A 16628-nucleotide genomic window follows, 5' to 3' on the forward strand; every position below is an offset into this window, starting at 1 on the left:
AGCGTTTTCAAACGGTGTTTTTTCTCACGTGTTCGAGCAGTGCCTGCAGCGGGTGACGGACCGTGTGGCCGTCTTCGCGCTTGACCTGGCTGCGGCAGGAGTAACCGTCGGCAAGCAGATTTCCAGCGTCATGATAACGGGCCAGCAACGGCTGCCAGGACTGCCCGTAGATGACCTTGGAGGTGGCGACATTGCGCGCTTCGTGGCCATAGGTCCCGGACATGCCGCAACAGCCACTTGCCAGCACCTGCAGGGTCGCGCCCAGACGGCTGAACACCTGTTGCCAATGGGTGATGCTGCCGGGCTCGTTGGTCTTTTCGGTGCAGTGCGGCAACAGCTGGTAGACCCCAGCGGTGCCGGGCCGGTCGGTCTGTGGCAGCACCTGGGCGAGCCACTCCTGGGGCAGCAGTACGGTAGGCGCATGGTCCTGGCCCAGGGTCTTGGCGTACTCCTGGCGATAGACCAGGGTCATGGCCGGGTCCAGGCCGACCAGGGCGACACCGCTGGCCTGCAATTGGCGCAGTGATTGCGCGTTGTGCCGCGCGGCCTTGTCGAAAGCACCGAGAAAACCCTGCACCTGCAGCGGCTTGCCGTTGGCTGCGAAGGGCGCCAGGTAGATATCGAAACCCAGCCGCGCGATCAGTTCGAGCCAGTCGGCCATGACCGGCGTGTCGAAGTAACGGGTGAAGGCATCCTGCACCAGGACCACGCTGCGCTGACGCTGCTCGGTGGTCAGCCGGGCGAGCTGCTCGGCGCTCGCCGGGCGTACGTTCCAGTCCCGGCAGTGCGCCTGGAAATCGACCAGGCTGAGCAACGGGCTGTCGACCATGCCGGCCACGTGTTGCAGCGCATGACGCACCGGCGAGAACGACATGACCGCGTTGTAGGCCCTTGGAAAGCGTGCCAGGTACGGAATGCTGAATTCCAGCGAACCGATCAGGTAGTCCTTCAGCGGCCGTAGGTAGCGGCCATGGTAGAGCTGCAGAAAGCGCGAGCGGAATTCCGGCACGTTGACCTTGACCGGGCACTGTCCTGCGCACGACTTGCAGGCCAGGCAACCGGCCATGGCGTCGTAGACCTCATGGGAAAAGTCTTCGCGGCCCATGCGCCGAGCCAGGCTGTTGCGGGCACGTTCGAACAGGCTGCCGCTGGCGGTGTGCAATACGTTGGCGCCGTGCAGGCCCTGCAGGCGCAGCCATTCGCGGATCAGCGAGGCGCGTCCCTTGGGCGAATGAATGCGATTGCGTGTGGCTTTCCATGACGGGCACATGGCGTCGTTCGGGTCGAAGTTGTAGCAGGCACCGTTGCCGTTGCAGTGCAACGCACTGTCGTAGCTGCGCCAGACGCGCTCGTCGATGCGGCGATCCAGCTCGCCGCGCAGGGTCACCTCGTCGACCTGGGTCAGGCGCGCACTGGCGACGCTGGCCGGCGTGGCGATCTTGCCGGGGTTGAGCTGGTTGAACGGGTCGAAGGCGGCCTTGAGCACCTGCAGGGCAGGGTACAGCTCGCCGAAATACTCGGGCACGTATTGCGAGCGCAGGCCTTTGCCGTGCTCGCCCCAGAGCAAGCCGCCGTGGCGCTGCGTGAGGGCCGCGACCTGATCGGAAATGGGCCGGATCAGGGCCGCCTGGCGCGGATCCTTCATGTCCAGGATCGGCCGCACGTGCAGCACCCCGGCATCGACATGGCCGAACATGCCGTATTGCAGGCCGTGACTGTCGAGCAGGGCGCGGAATTCGCCGATGTAGGCCGCCAGGTTGTGCGGCGGGACCGCGGTGTCCTCGACGAACGGCTGCGGCCGGGCCTCGCCCTGGACATTGCCGAGCAGGCCGACCGCCCGCTTGCGCATGGCATACACGCGACCCACCGCCAGGGCGCCGACCGCCAGGGTGTGCCCCAGGCGCCGTACCGTGGTGTCCTGCTGCAGGTGGGCGATGAACTGCTCGACGCGCTGCTCGACCACGTCCAGGTCGTCGCCGCTGAATTCCACCAGGTTGATGCCCAGGGTCGGCGCCTGCACGTCGGTGGGGAAGTATTCGGCCACGCCATGCCAGACGATGTCGTTCATCGCCAGCAAGAGGACTTTGGAGTCGACGGTTTCGATCGACAGCGGCTGGTGCGCCATCAATGCGTTGGCATCGTTCAGCGCGTCCATGAAGCCGGCGTAGCGCACGTTCACCAGGATCGAATGCTTGGGGATCGGCAGCACGTTCAACTTGGCCTCGACGATGAAGCCCAGCGAGCCTTCCGAACCGCACAGCACGCTGTTCAGGTTGAAGCGCCCGTCGGCTTCGCGCAGGTGGGCCAGGTCGTAGCCGGTGAGGCAGCGGTTGAGCTTGGGGAACACCGCGTCGATCAGCTCGGCCTGCTCGTCGGCGATGGTCGATGCGCAGCGATAGACTTCGGCGATCCGCCCGTCGCCATCCCGGCTGGCCTGCAATTGCGCGGCATCGAGGGTATGGCTGTGCAGGCGCTCGCCACCCAGCAACAGGGTGGTCAGTTCCAGCACGTGGTCGCGGGTCTTGCCGTAGGTGCAGCTGCCCTGGCCGCTGGCGTCGGTGTTGATCATGCCGCCAATGGTCGCGCGATTCGAGGTCGACAGCTCCGGTGCGAAGAACAGGCCGTGGGGTTTCAGGGCCGCATTGAGCTGGTCCTTGACCACGCCGCTCTGCACTCGCACCCAGCGCTGCTCGACGTTGATCTCCAGCACCTGGTTCATGTGCCGGGAGAGATCCACCACCAGGCCATCGGTCAGCGACTGGCCGTTGGTGCCAGTACCGCCGCCGCGCGGGGTCAGCACAACGCCGCGATGTTCCGGCTGGCTGGCCAGGTGCGCGAGCAGTTGCACATCGGCCTCATGCCGTGGGAACACCGCCGCCTGGGGCAGGCGCTGATAGATCGAGTTGTCAGTGGCCAGGACCGTGCGGGTGGCGTAGTCGTCGACGATCTCGCCCTGGAAGCCCGCACCTTCGAGCTGGCGCAGCAGTGCCTGGTAGGGCGCAAGAGGGGCTTTCTGACGGGACAGTTCGGCGATCATGGCAGGCGGTATCCGGCTGGTTTGAAGGGTCTGCATTCGAAATATGCGGGCTGGCAGTGGGCACTGCTTACCGCGGTCGCTCTGCAGAGAGAGGCCTGCCCATGCTGCAGGTTGCTTGCAACACAGGGGGTGTGGACGTATTTTCGCGAATGCACGACGAGCTGGCAAACGTATATCCTTCGGTTTTTGCATGAGTTCAATGAATGAATCCCAGACGGCTCACGCCCTCCATGTCGTTGTTGCTGGCGTTCGAAGCGGCCGGCCGCCACGGCAGTTTCACTCGGGCGGCGGCCGAGTTGGCCCTGACCCAGAGTGCAGTGAGCCGACAGGTGCAGGCGCTCGAAGCGCTGCTGGAAGTGACGCTGTTCAGGCGTGACGGCAGGCACATCGAGCTGACGGCGGCGGGCGCGCTGTATCAGCACGAACTGGCCGGAGCGCTGGCGCGCATTCGTGGCGCTACCCTGCAGACCATTTCGCACCGTGCCGAGGCCGATACCCTGCACCTGGCGGTGCTGCCGACCTTCGCTTCCAAATGGCTGATGCCGCGGATGGGCGATTTCTACGCTCGCCATCCCGGCAGCCTGGTGCATATCCATTCGAGAATCGTGCGTGGGGACCTGTCCGAAGGCGCGCAGGACATGAGCGCGATCATCTGCGCGGGTTCGGGGCAGTGGCCGGGTTATATGGCGCACCGGCTGCTTTCAGAGAAGCTGGTTGTGGTGGCCAGCCCCAGGGCCCTGCCTGGGCATGCGCACGTGTCGGTGCAGGACGCCGCTCGGCAGCTGTTGCTGGGTGTAGTGTCGCGCCCCCACGCCTGGTCGGACTGGTTCGCCAGCGTCGGGCTGGCAGGGTCGCCGAGCATGCGTCTGGGGCCGAGCTTCGAGCACACCGCGCATCTGATTCAGGCCGTCATCGCCGGCATCGGGATCGGGCTGGTGCCGCGCATCCTGGTGCAGGACGAGATCGCCCAGGGTGAGTTGGTGACCTTGTTCGAACCCATGGAAAGCGGGCGCGGCTACTACCTGGCGTACCCGACGCACAACCAGCAGCTGCCGTCGCTGGTAGCCTTCCGCGAGTGGTTGTTGTCCATTCCATTTCCGGACAGTTGATCGGGTACCCGATCCCCTGTGGGAGCGGTCATCGGCCGCGAAGGGCGCCCTGCGTATTATCTGCCGTACCGCGGCGCTCATTTCGCGGCCACAGACCGCTCCTACATGTTCTGTAGCAACTTCGCCGACCAACCATCGAAGCGGCCAGCTGTCAGAGTGCCACTGACCATGAGGAATCCCTGTGTTTCATATCTATGCGACTGTCGCCTTCCTGTATGTTGCGCTGCGCTTCGTCTACCCGCTGCCCCTGGCCACCGGCTGGCGCGTGCTGATCGGCCTGGCACTGCTGGCCGCGTCCAAGTACCACATGCTGATCCTCGCCTTCACCGGGACGATGTACTCGCCCGAAGTGCCGTACGCGGTCGCCTATGGCGCCGGGTGGGCCTTCACCGCGTTTGCCCTGTTGTTCGTGTTCGTGCTGGTGCTGGACCTTGGCATCCTGTTCACCCGTCTGGTCCGGCGCCATCGCCCGTCGCGTGAAGCCCTGGTCAAGTGGCGCTGCGGAGTCGCGGCCCTGGCGGTAGCAGTCTCGGGTTTCGGCGTGGCGCAGGCCACCCGGGTGCCGGAGGTGCGTCAGCTGGAGCTGGAGATTCCCGGGCTTGCCGCGTCGATGGACGGCTTCCGGCTGGTGCAGTTGTCCGACCTGCACATCAGCGTGCTGTTTCCCGAGCCCTGGGTGGAAGAAGTGGTCAAGCGCAGCAACGCGCTGGCGCCTGATCTGGTGGTGATCACCGGCGACCTCATCGATGGGACCTTGCAGGCGCGGGCCACCGATGTGCGGCCTTTGGCGCAACTGCGCGCCCGCAATGGCGTGATCGCCATCCCCGGCAACCATGAATACTATTTTGGCAACGAAGGCTGGATGGCCAGATTCCGCGAAGCCGGCATGCACAGCCTGATCAACCAGCATGAAGTGGTTGGCGACGCGCGCGGGCAGTTGGTCATTGCCGGTATCACCGACAAGGTCGCCACCCAGTACGGCGGCAGTGCGCCGGACCTGGAGCTGGCCCTGCGCGGCGCACCGGCCGGGGCACCGATCGTCTTGCTCAACCACCGACCTGCGGGGATCAATGAGGCGATCGCTGCCGGGGTCGACCTGCAGCTTTCCGGGCACACCCACGGCGGGATGATTCGCGGCTTCGACCAGGTAGTGGCCAGGGCCAACGAAGGGTTCGTCTCGGGTTTGTATCGCCGCGCCGGCCTGCAGTTGTACGTCAGCAACGGCAGCGGGTTGTGGAACGGCTTTCCGATCCGCCTGGGCGTGCCGTCCGAGATCACCGAGTTCACCTTGCGTGCGGTACCGTCCGGCCAATGAAACGGCAGCTGATTGGAATCAACGGCGCAGGCCGTACTCACTTGTCTGACGCGTGTTCAATCACAACAGGGGCGAGCAGATGAGCAATGCATTCAAGGTAGGCGATGCGGTGCGCTGGAATTCCGAAGCGGGCGAGATCCACGGCAAGGTGACCAAGGTCCACGTCAAGGATGTGGAATTCATGGGCAAGCACCGCCCGGCGTCCAGGGACGAACCGCAGTACGAGGTGAAGAGCGACAAGACCGGGCATTCGGCGCTCCACCACGCCGGCGCCCTGCACAAGGCGTGATGCGGCGCAGGGCTGTCGGCGATCTGTAGGAGCGGTCTGTGACCGCGAACCGGACAGCGCGGTGGATCAGGCAGTGCGCGGTGCCCTTTTCGCGGCCGCTGACCGCTCCTACAGGTCACTGGCGAGGCATGACGCGGTTTGCGCCGCTGCTACAGGGATTGCGCAAGCCGCGGTGGGGATGCATGCGCAGGGGCAAGCTCGGTAGTTATTTGAAATCCGCAGCGCTATGCCGTTCCGGCACTTGGGTCGCTTCATCGCCCCAGGTGCGGTTGACCCGCTGGCCGCGCTGCACCGCGGGGCGTTGGGCGATCTCTTCGGCCCAGCGCTGTAGATGAGGGTACTCCTCGACCGACAGAAACTGCGCGGCGTCATACAGATTGCCGCGCACCAGTTGCCCGTACCAGGGCCAGATGGCGATGTCGGCAATGGTGTAGTCGGCACCGGCCACATAACGGGTCTGGGCCAATTGCTTGTCCAGCACATCGAGCTGGCGCTTGGCTTCCATGGTGAAGCGGTTGATTGGGTATTCCAGCTTCTCAGGCGCATAGGCGTAGAAATGCCCGAAGCCGCCGCCCAGGTAAGGCGCCGCGCCCATCTGCCAGAACAGCCAGTTCATCGCTTCGGTACGGGCGACGGGGTCCGCCGGCAGGAACTCGCCAAATTTCTGCGCCAGATACAACAGGATGGATCCAGACTCGAACACCCGCACGCTTGCGCCTGCGCTGCGGTCCAGCAGCGCGGGAATTTTCGAGTTCGGATTGATTTCCACGAAACCACTGGAGAACTGATCGCCATCGCCGATGCGAATCGGCCAGGCATCGTATTCAGCTTCGGCGTGGCCCAGTTCCAACAGCTCCTCGAGCATGATGCTGACCTTCACACCATTGGGCGTCGCCAGTGAATAGAGCTGCAGCGGGTGCTTGCCCACCGGCAATGGCTGTTCGTGGGTCGCCCCGGCAGTGGGGCGATTGGTCTTGGAGAACTGGCCGCCGGAGTCTGCGTCGTTTTTCCAGACCTTGGGCGGAACGTAGGGGGTAGGGCTCATGCAGTGCGCCTCCTGATGGGCTTGAGATGTGCCTTCACGGTGCTTGAACACCCGTGCCTGGCGTGGGAAGTATGTGGTGAAGATAGGACTTGGCCCGGGCCGGTACAGTTCATCCCCGCACCGTTCGGGACCCGTTGCAGTACCGTCGAGTAGCAACCAGCTGTTTTTCAAGAATATTTGTTACGCATGGGGTTTCCTGTGGAAAAGAAACCTGATAAATTCCCGCTCGTTCATGCAGAGGCCAGCAATTGGCACTTCTTGCACCGGATACAGGGGCGTCGCCAAGCGGTAAGGCAGCAGGTTTTGATCCTGCCATGCGTTGGTTCGAATCCAGCCGCCCCTGCCATTAACCGGTCACTTGAACCAGCATTCTCGTCCCATCCTCTCTCTACCCACAATATACTGTGCATCGATCCCGTTGATCGCTTCTATTGACGGCACCTCGAACATTGCCTGGCGAAACGCCTGTGGTCGCTACCTTGGCCTTCTGGCACCGCTTGCGTCTGGAACTGTGCGGTCAGGCCACTGCCTATAAGGCATAGCGATGCAACCATTGATATCACCTTGATAGGGTAGTTGGAGGCGTTCTGAATCACACGACAAACGTGGCAACTGCTTCTCAGGTCGAGCGTCTGCGCCGGATATTGCAAGAAGCAGGCTTCGATCCGGGCGACGCTCGGACCCGTGCCGCCCTGGAGCAGTTGCAAGCGTCGGTTCCACATCCAGAGCTCGCAGACGATGACGCTGAAGGTCTATCGCAGGCCACGAGTGATGCCCGTGAACGAGCGGCCCTCGAAAGCTTCAAGGAAACCCAGGAGCGTTACCGCCTGGCCGTCAAGGCCACCAACGACGCGATCTGGGATTGGGACCTGAGCCGCAACCATGTGGTGTGGAACGAGGCGCTGGAACAGGCTTATGGGCATCCTCTGGCTTCAGTGGAAGGCACCGGCGAATGGTGGATCGAGCACATCCACCCAGAAGACCGCACCCGCGTCGACACTTCCATCCATGCGGTGATAGACGGCACGCTGTCGGCTTGGTCCGGTGAATACCGTTTCCAGCGGCACGATGGCAGCTATGCCGAAGTGCTCGACCGCGGCCATGTGATCCGCAATGCCGAGGGCCAGGCGGTGCGCATGATCGGTGCGATGCTCGACCTGACCCGCACACGCGCTGCCGAAAGCGCGCTGCGTGAAAGCGAAGAGCGCTTCCGCAAGATTCTTGAAAACATCGAATCGGCCTTTGCCATCGTCGAGGTCAAGTTCGACGAGCAGGATCTGCCGGTCGATTACCGGTTCCTGGAAGCCAACCCGGCCTTCGAGCGCCAGGCCGGGGTCAACCTGCGTGGGCGTTGGGTGACCGAATTCGCTCCGGACCTGGAACAGTTCTGGTTCGACACCTATGGCCATGTGGCCAAGACCGGCGAGCCCGCGACGTTCGAGAACTACGCCGAAGCGTTCAAGCGCTGGTTCGATGTGCGGGCGGTGAAGTTCGGTTCCAGCGACGAGCGCATCATAGCCATCATCTTCAGCGACGTTACCGAGCGGCGTAATGCCGAGGAGCGACTGCGCGCCAGCGAGGCCGTGGCCCGGGAAAACATCGAGCGCGTCCAGCTGGCACTGGCGGCCGGGGCCATCATCGGGACGTGGCACTGGCATCTGCCAACCGATCGTTTTGCGGTCGATGAGGGGTTTGCGGCGGCGTTCGGGCTGGACCCGAAACTGGGCCGCGAAGGCCTGAGCCTCGAGACGATCGTGGCCACTGTGCATCCCGATGACCAGGAGGGCTTGGCTGCCGCCATCGATGAAGTGATCCAGCGCGGTGGCAGTTATTCCCATCAGTATCGCGTGCGCCGGGCCGACGGCCACTACTACTGGATCGAAGCCAACGGTCGCGTCGAGAACGATGCGCAAGGCCAGCCACTGCGTTTTCCAGGCGTGCTGATCGACGTCGAGGCGCGCCGCTCGGTCGAGGCCGAGCGCGATCGGGCCCTGTCTGCGTTGCGCGCGCTCAACGATACGCTGGAACAACGAGTGACCGAGCGCACGGTCAAGCTGATCCAGGCCGAAGAAAAACTGCGCCAGTCGCAGAAAATGGAAGCGGTCGGCCAGCTCACCGGTGGTCTGGCCCATGATTTCAACAACCTGCTGGCGGGCATTTCCGGCGCGCTGGAGCTGATGAGCACGCGCATTGCCCAAGGCCGTTGGATGGAAACCGACAAGTACATCAGCACTGCCCAAGGCGCCACCAAGCGCGCGGCGGCGCTGACCCACCGTTTGCTGGCCTTCTCGCGGCGACAGACGCTCGACCCGCGACCTACCGACGTCAACGTGCTGATGGAAGGCATGACCGAGCTGATCCAGCGCACGGTAGGCCCCAGTATTCGCGTGGAGACGGTCGGCGCCATCAACCTGTGGCCGACCCTGGTCGATGTCAGCCAGTTGGAAAACGCGTTGCTGAACCTGTGCATCAACGCCCGCGATGCCATGCCCGATGGCGGTCAGATCACCATCGAGACGGCCAACCGCTGGATGGACCGGGAGGCGGCCCGTACCCATGACATTCCCGAAGGGCAATACCTGTCGGTCAGCGTCACCGACACCGGCACCGGTATGTCGCCGGATATCATCGCCAAGGCGTTCGATCCGTTTTTCACCACCAAGCCCATCGGCCAGGGCACAGGCCTGGGCCTGTCGATGATCTATGGCTTCGCCAAGCAGTCGGGTGGCCAGGTGCGGATCTATTCCGAGCTGGGTCAGGGCACCACCATGCGCATCTACCTGCCACGCTATTATGGCGAGGTCGATGACGAACTGCCGGAAACCCGCGAGTCGCTGGCTGCCGCGGCCCATGCCGGAGAAACCATCCTGGTCGTCGACGACGAACCGACGGTGCGCATGCTGCTGATCGATGTGCTCGGCGATCTGGGCTATACCCTGATCGAGGCGGCGGACAGCCTCGCCGGGCTCAAGGTCCTGCAGTCGGATGTGCGCATCGATCTGCTGATCACCGACGTCGGTTTGCCAGGCGGCATGAACGGCCGGCAGATGGCCGATGCCGGGCGTGAGGTGCGCTCCGACCTCAAGGTGCTGTTCATCACTGGCTACGCGGAAAACGCAGCGATCGGCAACGGCTATCTGGGTCCGGACATGCAGGTGCTGACCAAACCGTTTGCCATGGATTCCCTGGCTGCCAGGGTCCGGGAGCTGATGAGCCTTTGAGCCGCGCGTCGTAGCGCAGGCCTTCGCAGGAGTTGTCGATGAACCGATTCGTTGCCACCACGGCAGATCTGCAACCCGGCTGGCAGTCGCGATGCCGCCTTGGCTCAGTGGAAATCCCCGCGCACTACATGCGTGGCGGTACGTCGACTGGCGTTGTCCTGTGGGAGCCGTTGCTGCCTGCCGACAGCGTGCTGCGCGAGCAGCTGCTGCGCCAATTGATGGGTGTGCCGGCCGTGGGCAGCTATGCCGGCAATCGGCAGATCACCGGCCTGGGCCGTGGCCCGGCGACCAGCAACAAAGTCTTCGTGATGAACACCGAGCGCGTCGGCGACGGTGTCCGTTTGATCAGCACCCTGGCGCAGCTGGCCAGCGATCACGCGCAGATCGACTGGAGCGTCAACTGCGGCAACATGTCCAGTGCGCTGCTGCTGTGGGCGCTGGACATGGAGCTGGTCGAAGCATCGGCCCGTGGCCTCTGCGAAGTCGACATTCGCAATACCAACACCGGCGTGATCACCTCGGCGCGCATGCAGCGTGATGCGCAAGGACGTTTCACCGAATCGGCGATTCCCGGCGTGTTGGGCGAGTATCCGGCGGTCGATCTGTTTCTCCATGCACCGGTGGGCAACAAGACCGGCGCCCTGCTGCCGACCGGAGCGGTAATCGACCGCATCGAGGGCATCGAGGTGTCCTGCGTGGACGTAGCGGTGCCGATGGTCATCGTGGAGGCGAGCAGCCTGGGCAAGACCGGCCATGAACCTGTGGCGACACTGGCGGCCGATCAAGCCTTCATGGCCACGCTGCGTACCCTGTGGACCCAGGCCGGATTGAAAATGGGCCTGCGCCGCAAGGATGGCGTGTTGATGACCGCCGCCGAACTGGGCCGCAGCGAAACCATTCCGAAAATCTGCATCGTCGCCGCCCCACGCGATGGCGGCAACATCGCGGTGCGCTACTTCACGCCTCAGACCGGCCACGCCTCCATGGCCGTATCCGGCGGTTGCTGCCTGGCTGCCGCCTGCCTGCTGCCGGGCACCACTGCCCACCGCGTGGCCTTGGGTATTGCCACACCGGGTGTATCCCTGATGGACATCCAGGTCAGCATCGAAAACCCGGCCGGTCGCCTGGACACCACGGTTGTGGCGGCCTTGGACGCTGGGCATCTGCAGATCCGCAGCGCGGCCTACCGCCGCAGCACGCAGGTCCTCATGCGCGGCCACGTGCCGCTTTCCGGGGCTTCGAGTGAACTGCGACAGGCACTGCTCGGCGTTCGATCCTGAGCCACCGAGCCCTGCAGGGCCCGGCAGCAGCGGGTAGCTACGGCATGCCCAGCCAGTTCGGCAGGGCCAGGGAGATGAAGGGCACGTAGGTCACCAGCAGCAGGAACATCAGCAGGATCGACAGCCACGGCAGGGCGGCGCGAATGGTCTGGCCCAGGGTCAGTCCGGTGACGGCCGAGGTGACGAACAGGTTCAGCCCTACCGGCGGATGGACCAGGCCGATCTCCATGTTGACCACCATGACGATGCCCAGGTGAATCGGGTCGATGCCCAGCTCCATGGCGATCGGGAAGAAGATCGGCGCCAGGATCAGGATGATCGCCGAAGGCTCCATGAAGCTGCCGGCCACCAGCAACACGATGTTGACCATGATCAGGAAACCCAGTGGCGTCAGGCCTTCGGACAGCACCCAGTTGGTGATCTGCTGCGGTATCTGTTCGGTGGTCAGCACGTGGGCGAAGAGCATGGCGTTGGCGATGATGAACAACAACATGATCGTCAGCCGGCCCGATTCGAGGAGCACCTTCGGGCATTCGGCGAGGCGCATGTCCTTGTATACGAACAGCGCGATGAACGCCGAGTAGACCGCCGCCACGGCGGCCGCTTCGGTGGGAGTGAACATGCCGCTGTAGATGCCGCCGAGGATGATCACCAGCAACAGCAGGCCCCAGAAGGCACGGCGGGCAGTGCTCAGCCATTCGCGGAAGGTGGCCCTGGGCTGCGCCGGCAGTTTCTTGATTCGCGCAACGATGTAGATCACCACCATCAAGATCACGCCGAGCAGGATGCCCGGAATCACCCCGGCCATGAACAGCTTGCCCACCGAGGTCTCGGTGGCCGCCGAATACACCACCATCACGATCGAAGGCGGGATGAGAATGCCCAGGGTGCCGGCGTTGCAGATGATGCCGGCGCCGAACTCGCGTGGATAGCCAGAGCGCACCATGCCGGCTACGGCAATCGAACCGACCGCTGCAACGGTGGCCGGCGACGATCCGGACAGCGCGGCGAACAGCATGCAGGCCAGCACCGCAGCGATCGCCAGGCCGCCACGGATATGGCCCACGCAGGCGTTGGCGAAATCGATCAGCCGTTGTGCCACGCCGCCGGTGGTCATGAAGGCGCCGGACAGCAGAAAGAACGGGATCGCCAGAAAGGTGTAGCTGTCCGAGGTCTCGAACAGTTTGATCGCCAGCGAGCTCAGGGAGTCCTGGCTGAACAGCAGGATCGACACCGCGCCGGACAGGCCCAGCGAAATGGCGATGGGCACGCCCAGGAACATGAACACGAACAGCAGCAGGAACAGGCAGATAACGGTCATCAGCGTTGCTCCTCGCCAGGGTGGGCCAGCTTGCTGGCTTCGGCAGCCTCGTCGGCCAGGCCCAACCCGGTCTGCCGATGGCTGTAGATGCGGTACATGATTTCCAGGTAGCGGGCGATGATCAGGGCGAAGCCGATCGGCACGATCAGCGCGATGTGGCCGACTTCGATGCCGTAGCGATCCAGATCCTCGGCACCGATGCCGGCCACCAGAACCGCCGACACCCACTTGATGCTGGCGACCAGGAACAGGCCGGCATACAGCAGGCAGCAGCCGCAGGCGATCATTGCCAGGACACGCTGGGCCGGCTTGCTGGTTTTCTTGACCAGCACGTCGACTCCCAAGTGGCCGGCAGTACGCACGCCATAGGCGATGCCGAAGAAGATCAGCCAGCCGAACAGTGCTTTGGTCAGCGCGATGCTCCAGGTCATTTCCTGGGCGTAACCCATCAGGTGATCACCGATACCGGCGAACAGATCGCTGCTCCACGCCCATTTGTCGCTGAGGACGTAGAACATCGTGTAGAGGTTGTTGAGCGCGACGTAAGTGAACGTCACCAGTGTCATGGCAGCCAGCAGGAAGGCGATCATGCCTTCTTCGAAACGCTCCCAGACTTGCCTGAGCGATTGCATAGGAATTCTCCGAACGTCGTGAGAGCGACCGCCGCCCGCCGGGCAGCCGCGCGTCCATCACCGCTGGCCCTGGCCAGCGGATGCAGGGTACGGGACAGGCGCTTACGAGGCCTTGTTGGAGGCTTCGGCTGCCTTGATCAGGTCGGGTCCGATCTGCTCGGAGAATTTGTCCCAGACCGGGCGCATGGCTTCGCGCCACTGTTCGCGTTGCTCGGCCGTCAGCGGGTCGATCTCACTGGTCTTGGCATCGATGATTTTCTGCCGGGCGGTCTGGTTCAGGGCCTCCGCCTGCTTGTTCACCTCGACGGTGACCTGGTCCATGAGTGTTTGCAGTTCGCCGCGGACATCGTCGGGCAGGCCGTTCCAGAACTTGGAGTTGGTGATCACCATGTAGTCGATCAGGCCATGGTTGGTCTCGGTGAAGAACGGCTGGACCTCATGGACCTTCTGGCTTTCGTAGTTCGACCAGGTGTTCTCGGTGCCATTCACGGTGCCGGTCTGCAGGCCCTGGTAGACCTCGGCGAAACTCATCTTGCGCGGGTTGGCGCGGATCGCCTTGAACTGTTCCTCGAGTACGCTGGAGGCTTGCACACGGAATTTCAGTCCGCGGGCGTCCTTGGGCAGGATCACCTTCTTGTTCGCCGACAGTTGCTTCAGGCCGTTGTGCCAATAGGCCAGGCCGTGAATGCCCTTGTCGTCCATCGAGGTCAACAGCGCCTTGCCCTGCGGCCCCTGCTGGAAGCGGTCGACCGCAGCCAGGTCATCGAACAGGAACGGCAGATCGAAGATCTGCACCTGCTTGGTGTAGTGCTCGAACTTGGCCAGCGAGGGGGCGAGCATCTGCACGTCGCCCAGCAACAGTGCTTCCATCTCCTTGCCGTCGCCGAACAACGAGGAGTTGGGATAGACCTCCACTTTCACCTTGTCCTTGAGCTTGGGGTCGGCGGCCACCAGTTTCTGGAACAGCAGTGCGCCTTGGCCCTTGGGGGTGTTCTCCGCCACCACATGGGCGAACTTGATGACGACGGGATCGGCGGCCTGGGCCAGGGTTGCCATCGAAACGGCGGCGGCGCAGAGCAGCGCCTGGGTCAGCTTGAACATCGAGATCACCTTGTTATTGTTGTAGGACAATCCATTTTCGGCGGCTGTTTCGAGCCAACCGGCCCGATGCAGCGTAGAAGTGTTTTCAGCTTCAGGGTCGCTCAATCGCGCCTGTGGCGAAAATCTGTATTTGCATAACCCGGCGTTCGGCTCTGGCGAACGCCAATGTGCAGGCTAGCCGCCCGACGATTCCACCAGGCGTCTGGCACGCAGCAGTACCGGTGCATCGATCATCTGGCCATCGAACTGGAAAGCCCCCGCACCTTTCGCAGCCGTACTGGCCGCCAGCACCGCATGAGCCCATTGGAGCTCGGCCGCGCTGGGCGCCAGTGCGGCATGAATGACCGCCACCTGTCTGGGGTGAATGCACAGTGCACCGCCGTAGCCGAGGTTGCGCGCGTGTTCGATGGCGCGTTGCAACCCCGGCGTGTCGTCCAGGGCGGCGAACACACCGTCCAGGGGCGGTAGCAGGGCGGCGGCCCGCGAGTGCAGTTGCACGCTCATGCGGCCCTGATCCAGAAAAGCCTCCGCCGCGGGCGTACCATGGCTCAGGCCCAGATCCAGGGCCAGGTCCAGGCTGCCGAAGCACAGGCGCTGCACCCCGGGGCCATGGGCGATCGCCTGCAGCGCCAGCAAGCCTTTGGCGCTCTCGATGATGGGCCACAACGGTTTGCCGCTCTGGCAGGCCGTGGCGAGTTGCGCGCAGGTCTCGGTCTTGGGCAGCACCACCCCCACCACGCCAGGATTGTTCGCGCAGAAGGCCAGGTCGCTGGCGTGCTGGGCATGCCCTGGGGCATTCACTCGAACCATGACCTGCGCCGTGTCGGTGTGCCGGAGGAAATCTGCAAGGTGCTGACGCGCGTGGGGTTTGAGTGCTTCTTCCACGGCGTCTTCGAAATCGACGATCACCGCGTCGGCGCCAGCGGCCAGGGCCTTGGCGAACCGTTCGGGGCGGCTGCCCGGCACGAACAGCGCCGAGCGAAGGGGAGAGGTCGGCATGGCGCGGATTCCCGTGTTGGTCGTGGCACGCCGCAGCAGGCGGCGGCGATACCGAAGGTGCCGGTTGGTGCGTCAGATCACGCCGCTGGCGCTCATCTGCGCCCGTTGATCGGCGGAGTAGCCCAGTTCCTCGAGAATTCCCGCCGTGTGCTGTCCCAGCGCGGGCACCGCGTCCATGCGCGGGACGAACGCGGTGTTGCTGGCCGGCGGCAACAAAGCGGGAAGCCTGCCGGAGGGGCTGTCCACCTCACGCCAGCGCTCGCGTGCGGCGAGTTGCGGATGCCGCCAGACGCCGGCCATGTCGTTGACCTGGGCATTGGCGATCTGTGCGGTTTCCAGACGGGCCAGCACCTGTTCGACCGACAGCTGCGCAAAACTGTCGACGATGATCTGCCGCAGTTCATCGCGGTTGCGCGAGCGTTCGAAGTTGCTGGAAAAGCGCGCGTCGTCGGCCAGCGACGCATCCAGCAGCACCTTGTCGCAGAACAGCGCCCATTCACGCTCGTTCTGCAGGCCGAGCATGATGGTCCCGCCGTGCCCGGTCGGGAACGGTCCGTACGGATAGATCGTGGAATGCGCCGCACCGGCGCGGGCGGGCGGTGGCGCACCCTTGTAGGCGTAATACAGCGGATAGCCCATCCACTCCACCAGGCTTTCGAGCATCGACACGTCGATCCGGCTGCCCACCCCAGTCTTGTCGCGCAGCATCAACGCCGAGAGCACCCCGGTGTAGGCGTACATGCCGGCGGCGATGTCGGCGATCGAGCAGCCGGCCTTGGCCCGCTCGTCTTCGCCGGGGCCGCCGGTCACCGAGAGAAAGCCGCCCTCGCTCTGGATCAACAGGTCGTAGGCTTTTTTCTTCTCATAGGGGCCGCCTTCGCCGTAGCCGGAAATGTCGCAGACGATCAGTCGCGGATAACGCGCGTGCAACGCCTCGAACGACAGGCCCATCCGCGCTGCAGCGCCGGGTGCCAGGTTCTGCACCAGCACGTCGGCCTTGGCCAGCAGGCCGTGCAGGACCGCGTCGGCGGCTTGCTGCTTGAGGTCCAGGGTCAGGCTTTCCTTGGAACGGTTGGTCCAGACGAAATGCGACGCCAGGCCGTCGACACGCTGGTCGTAGCCACGGGCGAAGTCACCGCTGCCGGGGCGTTCGATTTTCACCACGCGCGCACCGAGGTCGGCCAGTTGGCGGGTGCAGAACGGCGCGGCGATGGCGTGTTCCAGGCTGACGACGGTGATACCGTCCAGCGGACGCGGGTTGAGCTCGGTCATGGGGTCA

Annotated in this window: 12 protein-coding genes and 1 tRNA gene; 6 read left to right on the forward strand and 7 right to left on the reverse strand. The window is 64.1% G+C overall.

All coding sequences use genetic code 11. The annotated features are described in order from the left end of the window. Positions 1-7: 7 nt before the first annotated feature. Positions 8-3037, reverse strand: a complete 3030-nt coding sequence (ydiJ, locus tag IFT80_RS00430; protein WP_192136515.1) for a D-2-hydroxyglutarate dehydrogenase YdiJ — start codon at positions 3035-3037, stop codon at positions 8-10. A gap of 203 nt (positions 3038-3240) precedes the next feature. Between ydiJ and IFT80_RS00435 the strand changes: the two genes are divergently transcribed. From IFT80_RS00435 to IFT80_RS00445, 3 genes are all read left to right on the forward strand, one after another. Continuing rightward, complete coding sequence (locus tag IFT80_RS00435; protein ID WP_192054026.1) at positions 3241-4146, forward strand: LysR substrate-binding domain-containing protein; 906 nt, start codon at positions 3241-3243, stop codon at positions 4144-4146. Between the two features lie 181 nt (positions 4147-4327). Beyond that, the gene (locus tag IFT80_RS00440; protein ID WP_192136516.1) at positions 4328-5461 is read left to right on the forward strand and encodes a metallophosphoesterase; all 1134 of its coding nucleotides are present in this window, start codon (positions 4328-4330) and stop codon (positions 5459-5461) included. Between the two features lie 79 nt (positions 5462-5540). After that, the gene (locus IFT80_RS00445) at positions 5541-5750 is read left to right on the forward strand and encodes a DUF2945 domain-containing protein (protein ID WP_192136517.1); all 210 of its coding nucleotides are present in this window, start codon (positions 5541-5543) and stop codon (positions 5748-5750) included. A 205-nt stretch (positions 5751-5955) separates the two neighbouring features. Here the strand turns inward: IFT80_RS00445 and yghU are convergent, their stop codons facing one another. Next, entirely contained in the window at positions 5956-6795 is an 840-nt protein-coding gene (gene yghU, locus IFT80_RS00450) for a glutathione-dependent disulfide-bond oxidoreductase (protein WP_192057472.1), read from the reverse strand. A gap of 271 nt (positions 6796-7066) precedes the next feature. On the opposite strand from yghU, the gene IFT80_RS00455 reads away from it, so the two are divergent. From IFT80_RS00455 to IFT80_RS00465, 3 genes are all read left to right on the forward strand, one after another. Beyond that, positions 7067-7141 (forward strand) — tRNA-Gln (locus tag IFT80_RS00455). 259 nt (positions 7142-7400) lie between these two features. After that, positions 7401-10016 carry a PAS domain-containing protein gene (locus IFT80_RS00460; RefSeq protein WP_342214318.1) on the forward strand — a complete coding sequence of 872 codons (2616 nt, stop codon included), beginning with the start codon at positions 7401-7403 and terminating at the stop codon, positions 10014-10016. Between the two features lie 38 nt (positions 10017-10054). After that, the gene (locus IFT80_RS00465; protein ID WP_192136518.1) at positions 10055-11296 is read left to right on the forward strand and encodes a PrpF domain-containing protein; all 1242 of its coding nucleotides are present in this window, start codon (positions 10055-10057) and stop codon (positions 11294-11296) included. 37 nt (positions 11297-11333) lie between these two features. Here IFT80_RS00465 and dctM read toward each other — a convergent pair whose 3' ends face one another. The 5 genes from dctM to IFT80_RS00490 form a co-directional block, all read right to left on the reverse strand. Then, the gene (gene dctM, locus IFT80_RS00470) at positions 11334-12617 is read right to left on the reverse strand and encodes a C4-dicarboxylate TRAP transporter large permease protein DctM (protein WP_122479017.1); all 1284 of its coding nucleotides are present in this window, start codon (positions 12615-12617) and stop codon (positions 11334-11336) included. Beyond that, positions 12617-13249, reverse strand: a complete 633-nt coding sequence (locus IFT80_RS00475) for a TRAP transporter small permease (RefSeq protein WP_185793792.1) — start codon at positions 13247-13249, stop codon at positions 12617-12619. The genes dctM and IFT80_RS00475 overlap by 1 nt, the downstream gene beginning before the upstream one ends. A gap of 102 nt (positions 13250-13351) precedes the next feature. Next, positions 13352-14350 (reverse strand): TRAP transporter substrate-binding protein, encoded by a 999-nt coding sequence (locus IFT80_RS00480; protein ID WP_122479700.1) that lies wholly within the window; start codon positions 14348-14350, stop codon positions 13352-13354. A gap of 174 nt (positions 14351-14524) precedes the next feature. Then, positions 14525-15349 (reverse strand): HpcH/HpaI aldolase/citrate lyase family protein, encoded by an 825-nt coding sequence (locus IFT80_RS00485; RefSeq protein WP_192103747.1) that lies wholly within the window; start codon positions 15347-15349, stop codon positions 14525-14527. A 72-nt stretch (positions 15350-15421) separates the two neighbouring features. Then, positions 15422-16621, reverse strand: a complete 1200-nt coding sequence (locus tag IFT80_RS00490) for a CaiB/BaiF CoA transferase family protein (RefSeq protein ID WP_192136519.1) — start codon at positions 16619-16621, stop codon at positions 15422-15424. Positions 16622-16628 lie beyond the last annotated feature (7 nt).

Source organism: Pseudomonas sp. CFBP 8771, from assembly GCF_014841695.1.
GTDB lineage: Bacteria > Pseudomonadota > Gammaproteobacteria > Pseudomonadales > Pseudomonadaceae > Aquipseudomonas > Aquipseudomonas baltica.